The sequence below is a fragment of the Ruegeria sediminis genome (genome assembly GCF_005938215.1).
GTDB lineage: Bacteria > Pseudomonadota > Alphaproteobacteria > Rhodobacterales > Rhodobacteraceae > Ruegeria > Ruegeria sediminis.
Window position 1 is genome coordinate 1 of sequence record NZ_VCPD01000007.1, and the last position, 15,462, is coordinate 15,462.

16 protein-coding genes and 1 tRNA gene are annotated in these 15,462 nt (G+C 65.0%); 10 read left to right on the forward strand and 7 right to left on the reverse strand.

Annotated elements, in window-relative coordinates; translation table 11 throughout:
- Positions 1 to 135: 135 nt before the first annotated feature.
- A complete protein-coding gene (gene msrQ / locus FGK63_RS16915; protein ID WP_138844457.1) occupies positions 136 to 732 on the reverse strand; it encodes a protein-methionine-sulfoxide reductase heme-binding subunit MsrQ in 597 nt (198 codons plus the stop codon).
- A gap of 4 nt (positions 733 to 736) precedes the next feature.
- Positions 737 to 1,636 (reverse strand): protein-methionine-sulfoxide reductase catalytic subunit MsrP, encoded by a 900-nt coding sequence (gene msrP, locus FGK63_RS16920; RefSeq protein ID WP_138844459.1) that lies wholly within the window; start codon positions 1,634 to 1,636, stop codon positions 737 to 739.
- A gap of 343 nt (positions 1,637 to 1,979) precedes the next feature.
- Here msrP and FGK63_RS16925 point away from each other — a divergent pair, with 343 nt between their 5' ends.
- Together FGK63_RS16925 and FGK63_RS16930 are read left to right on the forward strand one after the other, a co-directional pair.
- Entirely contained in the window at positions 1,980 to 2,357 is a 378-nt protein-coding gene (locus tag FGK63_RS16925) for a DUF302 domain-containing protein (RefSeq protein WP_246044072.1), read from the forward strand.
- Positions 2,358 to 2,524: 167 nt separating this feature from the next.
- The gene (locus FGK63_RS16930) at positions 2,525 to 2,929 is read left to right on the forward strand and encodes a hypothetical protein (RefSeq protein ID WP_138844463.1); all 405 of its coding nucleotides are present in this window, start codon (positions 2,525 to 2,527) and stop codon (positions 2,927 to 2,929) included.
- A gap of 10 nt (positions 2,930 to 2,939) precedes the next feature.
- On the opposite strand, the gene FGK63_RS16935 is transcribed toward FGK63_RS16930, so the two are convergent.
- A complete protein-coding gene (locus FGK63_RS16935; protein ID WP_138844465.1) occupies positions 2,940 to 3,632 on the reverse strand; it encodes a DUF6629 family protein in 693 nt (230 codons plus the stop codon).
- Positions 3,633 to 3,811: 179 nt separating this feature from the next.
- On the opposite strand from FGK63_RS16935, the gene FGK63_RS16940 reads away from it, so the two are divergent.
- Entirely contained in the window at positions 3,812 to 4,141 is a 330-nt protein-coding gene (locus FGK63_RS16940; protein ID WP_138844467.1) for an invasion associated locus B family protein, read from the forward strand.
- A 32-nt stretch (positions 4,142 to 4,173) separates the two neighbouring features.
- On the opposite strand, the gene FGK63_RS16945 is transcribed toward FGK63_RS16940, so the two are convergent.
- On the reverse strand, positions 4,174 to 4,821 hold the full coding sequence (locus tag FGK63_RS16945; protein ID WP_138844469.1) for a TVP38/TMEM64 family protein: 648 nt from the start codon (positions 4,819 to 4,821) through the stop codon (positions 4,174 to 4,176).
- A 261-nt stretch (positions 4,822 to 5,082) separates the two neighbouring features.
- On the opposite strand from FGK63_RS16945, the gene FGK63_RS16950 reads away from it, so the two are divergent.
- Positions 5,083 to 5,436 carry a hypothetical protein gene (locus tag FGK63_RS16950; RefSeq protein ID WP_138844471.1) on the forward strand — a complete coding sequence of 118 codons (354 nt, stop codon included), beginning with the start codon at positions 5,083 to 5,085 and terminating at the stop codon, positions 5,434 to 5,436.
- A gap of 160 nt (positions 5,437 to 5,596) precedes the next feature.
- Here the strand turns inward: FGK63_RS16950 and clpB are convergent, their stop codons facing one another.
- Positions 5,597 to 8,215: an ATP-dependent chaperone ClpB gene (gene clpB / locus FGK63_RS16955; RefSeq protein ID WP_138844474.1), complete on the reverse strand. Its 2,619-nt coding sequence runs from the start codon at positions 8,213 to 8,215 to the stop codon at positions 5,597 to 5,599.
- Between the two features lie 246 nt (positions 8,216 to 8,461).
- Here clpB and pyrF point away from each other — a divergent pair, with 246 nt between their 5' ends.
- Together pyrF and FGK63_RS16965 are read left to right on the forward strand one after the other, a co-directional pair.
- The gene (gene pyrF / locus FGK63_RS16960; RefSeq protein ID WP_138844476.1) at positions 8,462 to 9,166 is read left to right on the forward strand and encodes an orotidine-5'-phosphate decarboxylase; all 705 of its coding nucleotides are present in this window, start codon (positions 8,462 to 8,464) and stop codon (positions 9,164 to 9,166) included.
- A gap of 395 nt (positions 9,167 to 9,561) precedes the next feature.
- A complete protein-coding gene (locus FGK63_RS16965) occupies positions 9,562 to 10,815 on the forward strand; it encodes a DNA polymerase IV (RefSeq protein ID WP_138844477.1) in 1,254 nt (417 codons plus the stop codon).
- Here the strand turns inward: FGK63_RS16965 and FGK63_RS16970 are convergent.
- Both FGK63_RS16970 and FGK63_RS16975 read right to left on the reverse strand, forming a co-directional pair.
- Positions 10,812 to 11,969: an adenylate/guanylate cyclase domain-containing protein gene (locus FGK63_RS16970; protein WP_138844479.1), complete on the reverse strand. Its 1,158-nt coding sequence runs from the start codon at positions 11,967 to 11,969 to the stop codon at positions 10,812 to 10,814. The genes FGK63_RS16965 and FGK63_RS16970 overlap by 4 nt on opposite strands.
- 82 nt (positions 11,970 to 12,051) lie before the next feature.
- Positions 12,052 to 12,912, reverse strand: a complete 861-nt coding sequence (locus FGK63_RS16975; RefSeq protein ID WP_138844481.1) for an N-formylglutamate amidohydrolase — start codon at positions 12,910 to 12,912, stop codon at positions 12,052 to 12,054.
- Between the two features lie 148 nt (positions 12,913 to 13,060).
- Here FGK63_RS16975 and FGK63_RS16980 point away from each other — a divergent pair.
- The 4 genes from FGK63_RS16980 (at position 13,061) to FGK63_RS16995 (ending at position 15,366) form a co-directional block, all read left to right on the forward strand.
- A tRNA-Val gene (locus FGK63_RS16980) sits at positions 13,061 to 13,135 on the forward strand.
- An 81-nt stretch (positions 13,136 to 13,216) separates the two neighbouring features.
- Positions 13,217 to 13,342 (forward strand): type B 50S ribosomal protein L36, encoded by a 126-nt coding sequence (gene ykgO, locus FGK63_RS16985; RefSeq protein WP_008755722.1) that lies wholly within the window; start codon positions 13,217 to 13,219, stop codon positions 13,340 to 13,342.
- Positions 13,343 to 13,625: 283 nt separating this feature from the next.
- On the forward strand, positions 13,626 to 14,156 hold the full coding sequence (locus FGK63_RS16990) for a hypothetical protein (RefSeq protein ID WP_138844483.1): 531 nt from the start codon (positions 13,626 to 13,628) through the stop codon (positions 14,154 to 14,156).
- A gap of 193 nt (positions 14,157 to 14,349) precedes the next feature.
- Complete coding sequence (locus tag FGK63_RS16995; RefSeq protein ID WP_138844484.1) at positions 14,350 to 15,366, forward strand: Fe(3+) ABC transporter substrate-binding protein; 1,017 nt, start codon at positions 14,350 to 14,352, stop codon at positions 15,364 to 15,366.
- The last annotated feature ends 96 nt before the right edge of the window (positions 15,367 to 15,462 follow it).

Consider the following 15,462-nt stretch of genomic DNA (forward strand, 5'->3'; position numbering starts at 1 on the left):
CAACAAACCCAACCACCGGACATTCCCAAAACCCCGCACAAACACACCGGAATCACCAGCCGAAACACCAGCGCCAACAAAGATCCACACAGCCGCAACAGAAAACAGGCGTGAATCAGGGAGAATCCGAACGAGTCAGGCGACGGCCTTGCGGCGCGAACCGGGAAGGCGCAATAGCAGAAGCCCGAGAATGATCCAAAGGTAGATCAATGGCTCCAACTGAAACCCCTTGGCCTGCATGACGTAGTGCACAGCACCGAGAACGGCCGCCAGGTAAGTCAGACGATGCAGCAGCCGCCAGCGCGGACCAAGCTTGCGCAGCGACCAGTTGTTCGACGTCACCGCCAGGGGCAGCATCAGCAGGAACCCGGCCATGCCGACCGTGACATACGGCCGTTTCACTATGTCAGCCCAGATCTGTGCCGGTTTCTGCACGTCCAGCACCAGCCAGACCAGCAAGTGGCAACAGACATAGAAGAAAGCGAGCAGACCGATTGCCCGACGGAACCGCATCAGGTTCAGCCCCGTTAATCTGCGGAGCGGCGAAATTGCCAGAACGGCAACGACCAGTTGCAAGGCAAGTTTGCCAAGTTCATGCTCCAACGCCTCGATCGGCTCGATTCCCAGTCCGCCCGTTGCCCCCAGATACACAAGCACCGGGGCTGGCAGCATACCGGCGACGTAGACGAGCCACATGGGAATGCGGCGCAGTTGTGCGTTCATCCATTCCATCACGTCAGTAGTATTTCGCCAGGTCCATTCCGTCGTAAAGGCTGGCGACTTCGTTTTCGTAGCCGTTGAACATCAATGTCGGCACGCGCTTGGAAAAAAGCCCTCCCCCGATCACGCGCTCGGAGGCCTGGCTCCAGCGCGGATGGTCCACGTTCGGGTTCACGTTGCTGTAGAAGCCATATTCACGCGGAATGGCCATGTTCCAGCTTGTCGGCGGCTGGGTGTCGGTCAGCGTGATCCGCACGATCGACTTGATGGACTTGAACCCGTATTTCCACGGAACCACCAGCCGTAGCGGCGCGCCGTTCTGGTTCGGGATCGGCTTTCCGTAGATCCCCGTCGCAATCAGCGTCAGCGGATGCATGGCCTCATCCAGCCGCAAACCTTCGCGATAAGGCCAGTCCAGAACCGGGAAGCGCGTTCCGGGCATCTCGTCCGGGCGGTAGAGCGTTTCGAAGGCCACGTATTTCGCACCATCCTGCACGCCCGCCAGGCTCAGCAGATCGGCGAATTCAAAGCCGTTCCACGGCACCACCATCGACCATGCCTCGACGCAGCGGAACCGATAGATGCGCTCTTCGATGGTCATTTCGGACAGAATGTCCTTGAAATCATAGTCTCCGGGGCGGTCCACCAGGCCGTCGATTTGGACGCTCCAGGGCTCGGTCGTCATGGCGCCCGCATATTTGGCGGGATCACTCTTGTCCGTGCCGAATTCGTAGAAATTGTTGTAGCTGGTGATTTCTTCCCAGCTGTTCGGCTCCAGCGTTTCCGCCCGGGCCGGCGGCGCCAGCGTCGCGAGGCCAAGTCCAGTTGCGCCCGCGATGAACTGCCTGCGGTTCAGGAAAACGGCTTCGGGGGTCACGTCCGCGGGGCTGAGGTCATTTTGCCAGCGATGGGCCATTTCGGTCTCCGGTCAAATCAACTGCATTTGATTTATCTGTGTGTGACAGGGTTTCCAAAGCAACTCGACTCACAATCGTGATACGGGATTGTAACCTGGCCGGATCGATCGGAGTCGGGTCCTGATCGGTGCGCGGGCGCGGTTCCAAAAAACGCCCCGGGCCAATCTTTTCCACAATCCCTGCAAAAATTCCTATATTTGCATCTGTGATTCCACGGAATCACCGTTGGGTGGCAACGCCGTTTCCGCGCGCCCGCCATTTCATGGAAGGAGAAGCGACTTGAAAAGATTGCTGCTAACAACCTGCTGCATTTTGGGGGCCGCTGCCTCGCAAGCGCAAGATATGGTAAGCTACAAGGCCGTTGAACCCTTCGACGACGTGGCTTTTGCCGTCGAAAGCGCGATTGTCGGCGAGGGGCTGGTCGTGGATCACGTGAGCCATGTCGGCGACATGCTGGAACGGACGCGCGAGGATGTGGGGTCGGACAAGGTCCTGTTCACCAAGGCGAATGTCTATACGTTCTGCTCGGCGGCGGTGTCGCGCAAGGTGATGGAAGTCGATCCGATGAACATCGCCTATTGTCCTTATGGCATCTTCGTGGCCGAACTGGCGGACCAGCCGGGAGAGGTGATCGTCGGTTTCCGGCAATTCCCCGACGGCGCGATGCAGGAGGTTCAGGCGCTGCTCGACGGCATCGTCAGGGAAGCCGTGGGCCAGTAGACAGCGCAAACTGTCCGACTTGTAAATCGTTGGAACGACCCACCTTCCGAATTGTACAGCCCGAAACCAAGCCCGCCGACGCGGCGCCGAGTGCCGCCTGGCCCCCGGAAAGTGATCCGGCATCACGAACGGTGCGTATCCTCGGGTGACAGGAAAGGGTTCGAACCATGCCGACCAAGCCATTCGCTCTGACGCTCGTCCTATCGTTCACATGCCTATTCGCGGTCCAGGAATCCCGGGCCGGCAACGAGTCGCGATCGGCGGCCTATCCGCTGGCCAACGGGTTGATCGAGGTCGTCGCGGATTTTTCCGAGAACGCGATCTACTGGTGCGGCGCGGGGGACTATGCGCTGAGGCGGCTGTCGAAGCGCGGCACCGAGCGGATCTATGTCTGGCAAGGGCCCGCGGCCAGCACCGCCAGACCGGGCGAGCGCGCGGTGACCTTCGGGTTTGAACGCCCGCCAGGCGTGGAGCAGGTGAACAGCCTGACCAACGACGTGAGCATCGTCGGCAATTCGCTTTCCGTCGCGCAGGCCAAGAAGACCTGTGACGAACGGACGTCGAGCGGCTGAGCGGAACGTGTCACCGTTTGGCGTGGCTTGCGCCCAGCGCCAGCGGCCGTGCCGATCTGACTGCGCGCAGCACCACATAGATGTAGGCCGAGATCACCGCCGCCAGGAAGCACCAGATCGAGGTGAAGGCGTAGGATGCGAACAGCAGACCGGCGGCCACCGAGGCGAGGATCAGGTAGCCGAAGCCGCGCAGCTGCGGAAGGCTGGACCCGATCAGCGGCGCGCAGATGACCGCCGCATAGACCAGCCGGGCGGCGAGTTTTGCGCCTTCGTTGGGAAACATCTGGGCGTTTTCGTAGCGGATCGAATGTTTCATCAGATAGATGTCAAGCTTGTCCGGACCCAGCAGCACCGGCAGGAACAGCAGAGCCCCGAGGCAGAAGCCCAGAACGGCGATGCCGGAAAAGACCCGCCGCCGCCGCGGATCCGTTTCGATCATGGCCGAGGACATCGGCACCCAGAACGGCCAGAACCAATAGGCGAAGAACAGGAACACCAGCGCCGCCGCCAGCGAAGGCCCCGCGGCAGTGTCGAAGGACAGCCAGAGGACGCCCTCGGAAACCTGCTGAAGGCCGAAGACCAGCGGCAGGCTGGCCAGGGGCAGATAGCGCGCGCCCGCCTGCCGCGCCATGTGGAGGGTCACGCCACCACAGGTCACCAGAGCGGCCCCGGCGATGAAACTGGCTTGGGCGGAAAAACACATGATTCCGGGACTATACAGGCAATGCGCGCGGACGTCGCGGGCGTGGCGCTTTGGACCGGCGGCGGCGTGACAAATCCGCCATGCGCCCGGCCCGGGCCGCATCGAATTGGCGCTAGGACGGCCGCGTTGCATGGGTTACGCTCGGCCCACTTTCTTGACCCTTTTGCACTGGACAGGACATGAAACAGCTTCTTTCCCTTACGACATTCTGCCTTGGCCTTGCCGCCGTTCCCGCATTCGCCCAGGAAGCCTGCCCCTGGGCCGGAGGCGAATATTCCTTCAAGGAACACGGCGTCTACGGCGATTTCACCGTCAACGCCGACTGCACCGAACTGGTCTGGAGCCGCCTGAGCGACGGACCCGAGACATCGGCCCTGGAAAAGACCAAGCACGGCTGGAAGGGGGAGTTGGAAAAGGCCGATTTCGAACTGCTCGACAACGGCCACAGCCTGCGGATCACCGGCACCGGCGGCGCCATGCGCCAGACCAGAGCGGAGCGCACGAACTAGGGTGAGGCGACAAGGGCGGCGCTTCCCCTGCCCTAGACCCAGCCCCGCGACCGCGCCAGCCGGTGCAGCAGCACGAGCGCCAGGATGCCGCCGGCCGAAAGGGCCAGCATCGCCGGCCAGTCCAGGCCCCGCATCCGCGCGCCCAGCCAGGCGCAGAGGACCGTGACCGGCAGGATGCCGAGCGCCGTGGTCCAGACGAAGGTCCAGAGCCGCACCCGGGTCAGGCCGGCGGCATAGTTGATCAGGTTGAACGCGACCACCGGCAGGAAGCGCAGGATCAGCAGGGTGAAGGCGCCCTGCGCCTCGGTCCACGCATCGAGCTGCCGGGCCTGGGACGCGCTGAGCCAGCCGCGCACCACGTCCCGTCCCAGCCAGCGCGCCAGGGCGAAGGCCACCAGCGCCCCCAGCATCGCGCCGCACCAGATCAGCACGCTGCCCATCAGCGTGCCGAACACCGCCCCGGCGCAGAGCGCCAGGATCTCGGCCGGGAACGGCACGAAACTGTGCAGCACCATCAGCCCGATCACCACCACCGGCGCCCAGATCCCCGCCGCCCGCAGATGCGCCGCCATCCGTTCGGGGGTGGAGAACTGGTGGCCATAGGCATAGGCGAGCCAGGCTCCGGCCAGAAGCGCGGCAAGAAGCCCGGCGATCGCGATGTTGCGTCTGAACGGGGTCATGCGGCCGAACCCCTCCGCGGTCCGGTGATTGCGGAAGCGAGCATAGCAGGTTCGGGGCGGGGTTTCACGCGGGCGCGGCGGCGGCACACGGCGAATTGCGCGGGGGTTGATGCGCCGGACGGCCGGTCGCCTTCAATCAGGTGTGAACGTCCCGCACGGATGCATCACCGTTGCAGGAGACCGGCAATCTTGATTTCAACTTTCGGATTATGTTCAATGTTGGGCAGTTTCAAGCAAGACATATTTAAGCGGGAGGGACGAATGAAAAAGCTTCTGGCATTGGCAGCCATTTCAATGATCGGCTTGAGCGCCTGCGTGACGGACACCGGAACGGCGCAGCCTACCGTCGTCGATACGCTGGTTGGAAAGCGGCTGGTATCCGAGGGCGGGACCACGTTCATTTTCTACCCCGACGGGACCGTGGGCGGCAGCTATCGCGGGGAACCGGTTGTCGGCACGTTTTCCGCCGACGCGCGCGAGGTGTGCAGCACCTATACCGCGCCGAAGAACCTGGTGGGTCAGGAGTTCTGCAGCACGCCGGCCATCGATGGCGCTGTCGTCGTGTTCAACCGGCGAGATGGGTCTCAGTCGCCGCCCTATTCGATCCGGGGCTGAACACCGGGACGTCGTTTGAGCGCGTGGCCTGGTGTTGCGGCCGGCGCGGCGAGCGGTTTGCGCATGCCGCCAGGTTCGCCGCCTGCCGCAAGGTGCGGCACGCGAAAAGGCCCGCCGTCGCCGGCGGGCCTTGGTCATGTGGCGGCGCGGGCCGCCGCGGTCAGTGCACGACCGCGTCGTCCGGCCTCGGCCGGTCCGAGGTGCCGAGGCGGTCGCCGATGATGAGGCCGTCGGGTCCGGCGGTGACGGGAACGGTGTCGCCGTCCTTGACCTCGCCGCCCAACAGCGCCTCGGCCAGCGGGTCCTGCAGGGCGCGCTGGATCACCCGCTTGAGCGGGCGGGCGCCGAAGACCGGGTCGTAGCCTTCGCTGGCCAGCCATTCATGCGCGGCGTCGTCCAGCACCAGCTCGATCTTGCGGCCGGCCAGGCGCTTTTTCAGGCGCGCCAGCTGGATGTCGACGATGCCGTCCATGTCCGACCGCTTGAGCCGGTCGAAGATCACCATCTCGTCCAGACGGTTGAGGAACTCGGGGCGGAAATGCGCCCGCACCGCATCCATCACGTCGCGCCGGGCATCCGAGGCGTCGGCCCCCTCGGGCAGCTGGCTGAGCGCCTGCGAGCCGAGGTTCGAGGTCAGGATGATCAGCGTCTGCTTGAAGTCCACGGTGTGGCCCTGGCCGTCGGTCAGCACGCCGTCGTCGAGCACCTGCAGCAGCACGTTGAACACGTCGTGATGCGCCTTTTCCACTTCGTCGAACAGCACCACCTGGTAGGGCCGGCGGCGGACCGCCTCTGTCAGCACCCCGCCCTCGTCATAGCCGACATAGCCCGGCGGCGCGCCGATCAGGCGGGCGACCGAGTGTTTCTCCATGAACTCGGACATGTCGATGCGGACCATCGCGTGCTCGTCGTCGAACAGGTACTCGGCCACGGCCTTGGTCAGCTCGGTCTTGCCGACGCCGGTGGGGCCGAGGAACAGGAACGAGCCCAAGGGGCGGTTTTCGTCGTTCAGGCCGGCGCGGGCGCGGCGGACGGCGTTCGAGACGGCCTTGACGGCGGTGTCCTGGCCGATCACGCGGCGATGCAGCTCTTCCTCCATGCGCAGAAGCTTTTCGCGCTCGCCCTCCAGCATCTTCGAGGTCGGGATGCCGGTCCAGCGTTCGACCACGGCGGCGATCTGTTCGGGGCGCACGGCCTCTTCGACCATCATGCCGCTGTCCTCGGCGGCTTCGGCCTCGGCCAGCTTGCGCTCGAGTTCCGGGATGATGCCGTAGCTGAGTTCGCCCGCCTTGGCGAGATTGCCCTCGCGCTTGGCGATGTCCAGTTCGGCGCGGGCGCGGTCCAGCTGCTCCTTGAGGTCGCGGGCCGAGGCCAGCTTGTCGCGCTCGGCCTGCCACTGGGCGGTCATTTCGGCGGATTTCTCCTGCAGGTCGGCGAGATCCTTCTGCAGGGTTTCCAGCCGGTCCCTGGAGGCCGCGTCATCCTCGAGCTTCAGCGCCTCTTCCTCGATCTGCATCTGCAGGATCTGGCGGTCGAGCTGGTCAAGCTCTTCGGGCTTGCTGTCCACTTCCATGCGCAGGCGCGAGGCGGCCTCGTCCACCAGGTCGATCGCCTTGTCGGGCAGGAAGCGGTCGGTGATGTAGCGGTGCGACAGCGTCGCCGCCGCCACCAGCGCCGAATCCGAGATGCGGACGCCGTGGTGCAGCTCGTATTTCTCCTTGATGCCGCGAAGGATCGAGATGGTGTCCTCGACCGTCGGCTCCTGCACCATCACCGGCTGGAACCGGCGGGCAAGGGCCGCGTCCTTTTCGACGTATTTGCGGTACTCGTCCAGCGTGGTCGCGCCGATGCAGTGCAGCTCGCCCCGCGCCAGCGCCGGCTTGATCAGGTTGGCGGCGTCCATCGCGCCTTCGGACTTGCCGGCGCCGACCAGCGTGTGCATCTCGTCGATGAACAGGATGATCTCGCCCGCGGCGGCGGTGATCTCGTTCAGGACGGCCTTGAGCCGTTCCTCGAACTCGCCGCGGTATTTCGCGCCGGCGATCAGCGCGCCCATGTCGAGCGCCATCAGCTTCTTGTCCTTGAGCGATTCCGGCACGTCGCCGTTGATGATGCGCAGGGCCATGCCCTCGGCGATGGCGGTCTTGCCGACGCCGGGTTCGCCGATCAGGACCGGGTTGTTCTTGGTCCGGCGGCTGAGCACCTGCATCGAGCGGCGGATTTCCTCGTCGCGGCCGATGATCGGGTCGATCTTGCCCTCGGCGGCGGCCTCGGTCAGATCGCGGGCGTATTTCTTGAGCGCGTCATAGCCTTCTTCCGCCGAAGCGGTGTCGGCGGTGCGGCCCTTGCGGATGTCGTTGATCGCCTCGTTCAGCTTCTGCGCCGAGACCGCGCCGGCCTCGAGCGCCTCCCTGGCCTTGGACTTGACCATGCAGAGCGCCATCAGCACGCGTTCGACCGGCACGAAGCTGTCGCCAGCCTTCTTGGCGACCTTCTCGGCCTCGTCCAGCACCTTGGCGGTCTGGCCGTCGAGATAGATCTGGCCCGCGTCGCCGCTGACCTTGGGGATCTTCGCGAGCGCCGCGTCCAGCGCCTCGACCACGCGGACGGGCGCGCCGCCGGCGCGCTGGATCAGGTTGCTGGCCAGCCCCTGATCGTCATCCATCAATGCCTTGAGTAAATGTTCGGGCGCCAGCCGCTGATGCCCCTCGCGCAGTGCGATCGTCTGCGCCGCCTGCACGAATCCCCGCGCACGCTCGGTGAACTTGTTCAAGTCCATCTCTGCTCTCCTTTTCCAAGCGCCCGGAAAATTCGCGCCTGCTGTGCAGCACGCCTGGGCCCGGGCCTCGCATTCAATTTGGGCAATCGCCGCGGCCGTTCAAGGGGCCGGGGCCGGCAAACCTTGGCGCGGCATCGGTTTTTGGCCTGTTCTCGTGGCGGAACCGCGCGCTGCGGGGCGCCGCGCTTGCCCCGGGTCCGGGGGCGCACTATGAAGCGCCAACCCAAACCGCAAGGAACCGCGCCGATGTCCGATGACCGCCTGATCGTAGCCCTGGATGTTCCCAACGCGCTGGAAGGACTGGCGCTTGCCAAAAAGCTGGGCGATGCCGTGTCCTTCTACAAGATCGGGCTGGGGATGCTGACCGGCGGCGGGCTGGCGCTGGCCAACGAGCTGAAGCAGGAGCATGGCAAGCGCATCTTCCTGGACATGAAGCTGTTCGACATCGGCAACACGGTCGAAAACGCGGTGCGCGGGCTGGCGCAGTTCGATCTGGATTTCCTGACCGTGCATGGCGATCCGCACGTGGTGCGCGCCGCAAAGGAGGGCGCTGCGGGCAAGGATCTGAAGATCCTCGCGGTGACCATCCTGACCTCGCTGAACCGCGAGGATCTGGATGCCGGTCTGATCAAGCCGGGCGACGTGCGGGACCTGGTTCTGGAGCGCGCCGCCCGCGCCTTCGAGGCCGGGGCCGACGGCGTCATCGCCAGCCCGCAGGAGGCCGCGCTGATCCGCGCGTTGCCGCAGGCCGAGGGGCGGCTGATCGTGACGCCGGGCGTGCGCCCGGCGGGCGCCGATCTGGGCGACCAGAAACGGGTCGCCACCCCGGCGCAGGCGGTCGCGGACGGCGCCGATCACATCGTGGTGGGCCGCCCGATCTATCGCGCCGCCGATCCCGTCGCCGCCGCCGAGGCGGTTCTGGCGGAACTGAATTCTCTTGCCATGCACTGAACCGGGCTGCGAATCCGGGGCGAAAACGGGCCGCATTTCCGGTGCAACCGGTTGAATGCGTGCGGTTTTGTGCCCAAAACGCGCCGAAATGCCCCTGTGCCCGCAAAAACACATGCAAAAATCGAGTTTTCCGGGTCGCAGTGTCAACGCTACCGCCGGGGCGGCTTTTGAGCGATTCTGAAATCGAGACACTCCCCGACGGACCGGTTCTTCCTGAGGTTCGTCACCTCCCCCCGCAATTCGCGGGGGGTCTTCTTTGACAGGCCGGCTTTCTTTCCCGCAGCGCCGCAGGTCCGGCCGGAATGCGCGGACCGGCTATGATCGGCGCCGGTATGGGTGTAGAAACGGTCTGCTCCCGCCCCGAAACGGTGGCCCTGCCTGCGCGGATAAGTTCGATGCCCGGTCTCTGTCGTGATTGCCTGACCCGATTCGAGGATGCGCGGCGCTGCCCGTCCTGTGGCAGCCCCCGCGTCACGCGCCATCCCGAGCTGTTCGACCTGACCATCGCGCATATGGATTGCGACGCGTTCTACGCCTCGGTGGAAAAGCGCGACAACCCGGACCTGGCGGACAAGCCGGTGATCATCGGCGGCGGCCGGCGCGGCGTGGTGTCCACCGCCTGCTACGTGGCGCGCATCCGCGGGGTGCGCTCGGCCATGCCGATGTTCAAGGCGCTGCAGCTTTGCCCCGACGCGGTGGTGATCAAGCCGCGCATGTCGGTCTATGCCGAGGTGTCCAGGCAGATCCGCGCCATGATGGACGAGCTGACGCCGGTGATCGAACCGCTGTCGCTGGACGAGGCGTTCATGGATCTTTCAGGCACCGAACGGCTGCACGGCGCGCCGCCGGCGGTGATGCTGGCGCGGCTGGTCAAGCGGATGAAGGACGAGTTGGGGCTGACCGGCTCGATCGGGCTGTCCCACAACAAGTTTCTGGCCAAGGTCGCCTCGGACCTCGACAAGCCGCGCGGGTTCTCGGTGATCGGCAGGGCCGAGACCGCGGCGTTCCTGCGCGACAGGCCGGTGCGGTTGATCTGGGGCATCGGCCCTGCCGCGCAGGAGTCGTTGGAGCGCGCCGGCATCCGGACCTTCGCGGACCTGCTGCGCTGGGACCAGGAGGCGCTGACCGCCCGGTTCGGGTCGATGGGCCATCGCCTGTGGCACCTGGCGCGGGGCGAGGACCGGCGGCGGGTGTCCACCCACGAGCCGATGAAGTCGATCAGCAACGAGACGACCTTTTTCGAGGATACCGCCAACCCGGACATTCTGGACGGACACCTGTGGCGGATGGCCGAAAAGGTGTCGGACCGGGCCAAGGCCAAGGGGCTGGCGGGGCGGGTGGTGACGCTGAAGCTGAAGAAGGCCAACCACAGGATCCTGACGCGGCGGGTGTCGCTGCGGGACGCGACGCAGATGGCCGACCGGATCTACCGCACCGCGCGCGGCCTGTTCGACCAGGTGGGCGACGAGGGGCCCTATCGCCTGCTGGGCTGCGGCCTGTCGGACCTGTGCGACGCCGGTCAGGCGGACATCTCGGGCGACCTGCTGGATCCCGGCGCGACGCGGCGGTCCGGGGCGGAACGGGCGGCGGACGAGATCCGGCGCAAGTTCGGGGCGGACGCGATCCTGAAGGGGCGCGCGCTGCGCTAGCCGCGCTTCAGGCCCAGCACCCGGTAGGTTTCGACCGGGTGCGACAGGCCCTTGAGGGTCAGGCCGCCGACCGCTTCGGCCTCGAGCAGGTCCTCGACATCCAGATAGGCGCGCTGGCTGATGAATATCTGGTCCTGCGCGGCGGCGTCGCAGAGGCGCGACGCCACGTTCACCGCGCCGCCGATGGCGGTGTAGTCGGCCCGGCCCTCCTTGCCGACCAGTCCCATCGTGGCGTGGCCGCTGGCGATGCCGATGCCGATGCCGACCTGATGGCCCATCCGGCGCCACGGCGCGCAGATCTGGTCGAAAGCCGTCTGGACATCCAGCGCCAGCCGCACCGCGTCGAGCACCGGCTGCTCGCACTGGACCGGGTCGTTGAAATAGACCATCAGCCCGTCGCCGGACCGGAACCCGATGGTACCGCCGCTGCGCGCCGTCAGCGCCCCCGCGCGATCGTGGAACTGGCGCAGGATCTCGATGACGTCCTCGGGGTCGAGCGCCTCGGAGAGCGCGGTGAAGTTGCGGATGTCGCAGAACAGGCAGGCGATGTAGCGGCGATGGGTCTGCAGAAGATCCTCGCGCCCGCCCTGCACCACCGCCTCGGCGATCTGCGGCGCCAGGAACTGCTTGAGCCGTTCCAGCCGGCCGATCTCGCCCGCCTGACGTTCGACCTTGGTTTCGAGCCGCGCATTGAGTTCCGAGATCTCGGCGGTCTGCGACCGGACGGTGCGGTTGAGGGCGCGGAGCAGGAAGTTCTGGTTCAGCAGCGTGGCGATCACCAGCAGCACATAGGCCAGCGCCTCGATCCGGTGATCGTAGTTGAGGTAGAGCGTCGCCATCAGGATCGCCACGGCGGCGACGGCCAGTACGACGGGCAGGCTGCGCTGGTGACGCTCGCGGTCCTTCCAGACGAAGTACATCGCGACAAGCGCCAGCCCCCACATGAACACGGCCTGCACATGCGGGTTGAACATCTGGCGTTCGAAGCCGAACAGCGCCTCCATCGCGATGCCGACATAGCAGGTGATCAGCGACGCGAAGGCCGCGATCACCGCCGCGCCGCCCGTCGCGAAGCCAAAGCCGGACGCGTCCGCCGCCGCGTCCTGCGGCGGTGAACCGGCCTTGGTCGATCCGGGCATTGCGCGATGTGTCATGACGGAACGGCCCTTGTCCTTTCCGTCAGGTTAGGACGGTTTGGCGAACCGGTCAAAAAGCCGGAACCGGGCCGAAGACCCGCTACTCTGCCGCCAATTGCATCGGATCCTGGCCGATGGCCGCGATCTCGGCGATCACCTGGCGCAGGAGGGTGCGGAAGGCGTCGAAATTGCCGTTCGGAAGGATCTGCGTCTCGTCGATGTAGAGCGACCGGTCGATCTCGATCTGCACCGCGTGCTGCTGGCGCGACGGCCGCCCGTAGGTCTGGGTGACATAGGCGCCGGCGAAGGGCGCGTTGCGCGACACGGTCAACCCCGCCGCGGCGAAGGCGGCCTCGATCCGGTCCACGACCTCGGACGAGGCCGAGGCGCCGAACCGGTCGCCGATCACGATCTCGGGGCGGGACGTGTGGTTGCGCGTCAGGCCGGCCACCGCCTCGCGCGGCATCGAGTGGCAGTCCACCAGGATCGCCTGTCCGAACAGCCGATGCGATTCGTCGAGCAGGGATTTCAGCCGCGCGTGATACGGGCGCCAATAGGTCTCGATCCGGCGCTGCGCCTCGATCATCGGCAGCTTGCCGCGATAGATCGCCCGCCCGTTCGCCACCACGCGGGGAATCACCCCCAGGCCCGAGGCGACGCGGGGATTGTGACCGTGCCGCCGGGCGCCGTCGATCAGCGCCGGGTCCAGTTCTTCGGCGCTGCGGTTGAGGTCGAGATAGGCGCGCGGCATCGCCGCCTTGAGCAGCGGCATCCCGAACTCGGCGGCCGGTTCGAACAGCAGATCGACGAAAGCGTCCTCGGACGAGCGAATCGCATGACGGTTCAGCACCGAGCGTTCCAGGAACTCGGGACTGTAGTCGCGCCCGCTGTGAGGCGAGGAAAACACCACGCAGGACGTGCGATTGGCCGGGGCGCTCAGGTGGTAGGCTGCGTTCTGCATGTTCTCTCCTTGTCCGGTGAAATCATAGACCGGAAAATAGTTGTTCCAAAGCCCTTGATCCCCTCGGCGACTCCTTTTATAGAGCCCGCTACCGGCGCGGGGATCCGCGCCCCATTTCGTTCTGGGGCGGCCACGCGACGGCATTCATGGGCGGTTAGCTCAGCGGTAGAGCACTACGTTGACATCGTAGGGGTCACTGGTTCGATCCCAGTACCGCCCACCATGAATTCACTGTTTTGGGTCAAGACCCGAGGCACCCGCTAACCCAGGCGCTGGCCCGCGCCGCAGGAACTGGAGATAGGCCATGAAGGTCAAGAACTCGCTCCGCTCGCTCAAGAACCGGCACCGCGACTGCCGGATCGTGCGTCGCAAAGGCCGCGTCTATGTGATCAACAAGACGCAGCGCAAGTTCAAAGCTCGCCAGGGCTGAGAATTCCGCACATCGAGTTTCGAAAGCCGCGCCTCCGGGCGCGGCTTTTTTTTCGTTTGGGTCGGCGGGTCGGCGGCCCCTCCCGGGGGAGGCAGAACTGCCATCATGTAGCCGCAGCGGTGTCGAATATGGTATAATTACACCTACGGCTCATGTTCGAATCGAAGTCGGGCAAACCTGTCTGAAAAAACTTCGTAGCCAATACTTTGTTAACCATAAAACTATTCAAGCAGGATTGCGTGGCACCGGCTCCGTTACCGAACGATTCGATTGGGAGGCTGTCATGAAAACCAAGCTCTTATTCTCCTGCGCAAGTTTCACCCTGTTTGTCGGTGCGTCCGCATTGGTTGCCGACACCGCCGCGATGATCGCCAGCGCAGAAAGTTCAGGCCCGCCGATGGTAACGTCGGCAGCAACCATCAAGGCCGCGGACGGCACAGTGCTCCGCGAAGGGACGAACGGGTATACCTGCTATCCGCAGCAGGAAGCCATTGGCCCGATGTGTAACGACGCGACCTGGGACGCGCTGATCAGCGCGCTGATGAACAAGGAAGACTTCTCGCCCGACAGTTTCAGCGTGTCCTACATGCTTGCGGGTGAAGGGACTGCAATCGGCGTCAGCAACAGCGACCCCTATGCCACGGACCCCAACGCTAGCGAGGACTGGGTCAAGGAAGGTCCGCACCTGATGATCATCCTGCCGAACAAGGCCATGCTTGACGGGTTGTCTACCGACCCGAATGACCCGGTCTACGTTATGTGGAAAGACACGCCCTACGCCCACGTCATGGTGAAAATCGCTGCCGGCCAATAACACAGCGTCAATCCCATGCGGCGTCGCTGTCGGCGAGTTCGCTATGGCGCAGCGTGGCTGACTGAAGCGGCACTCCCTGCGACAAAATTTTCCGAGCAATTCTGTCGGAAATGCTTGCGTCCGGCGCGGATTTGTTTAATTGAGCAAATCAGTCGGGTTAGATCCCGTGAGTACAGAAACGTTGGGACACACAATGCTGAAATCTTCCACCTGCATCGCCGCCGCGCTGACGGCCCTTGTCGCCACCTCTGCCGCCGCCGATGGCGAGCTGAACCTCTATTCGTCGCGCCACTACGACACCGACGAACGCCTCTACACCGATTTCGAAGAAGCCACCGGCATCAAGATCAACCGCATCGAAGGCAAGGCCGACGAGCTGATCGCGCGGCTCGAGGCCGAAGGCGCGAACTCGCCCGCCGACATCCTGCTGACCGTGGACACCTCGCGCCTGGCGCGCGCCAAGGATGCGGGCCTGCTGCAGGCGGTGGACAGCGCGCTTCTGGAAGAGCGCATCCCGGCCAACCTGCAGGATGCGGACAACCAGTGGTTCGGCTTCTCGCAGCGCGCGCGCATGTTCTTTTACGACAAGGCCGACGTGAGCAATCCGCCCGCCACCTACCTGGATCTGGCCAAGCCGGAATACAAGGGCCTGGTCTGCGTCCGCTCGTCGACCAACACCTACAACCAGACGCTGCTGGCCGCGATCATCACCAACCACGGCGCCGAGGCCGCCAAGGAATGGGCCGAGGGCGTGGTCGCCAACATGGCGCGCGAACCGCAGGGCGGCGACACCGACCAGCTGCGCGGCATCGTGTCGGGCGAGTGCGAGATCGCGGTGTCGAACTCCTACTACTTCGCCCGCGCGCTGCGGAAGGACGTGGACGGCCTGAGCGCCGCGATCGACACGATCGGCATCCAGTTCCCGTCGCAGGACGCCGAGGGCGCGCACATGAACCTGTCGGGCGCCGGCGTGGCCGCACATGCGCCGAACAAGGACAACGCGATCAAGTTCCTCGAATACCTGGCGAGCGATCAGGCGCAGGTCTATTTCTCGAACGGCAATGACGAATACCCGGCGGTCGCGGGCGTCGCCGTGGCCGAGAACGTCGCCGCACTGGGCGAATTCAAGGCGGATGAGGTGAACCTTTCGGAGGTCGCCAAGAACATTCCCGAGGCGCAGAAGATCTTCAACGAGGTCGGCTGGAAATAAGCTGCCCGAAATTCAGGCAGTTGCGGGCGCAGGGGTTTTCCCTGCGCCTTTTTCATTTGAAATTCTTTCTCTTTCAGCGCAGCATTTCCGAAATTG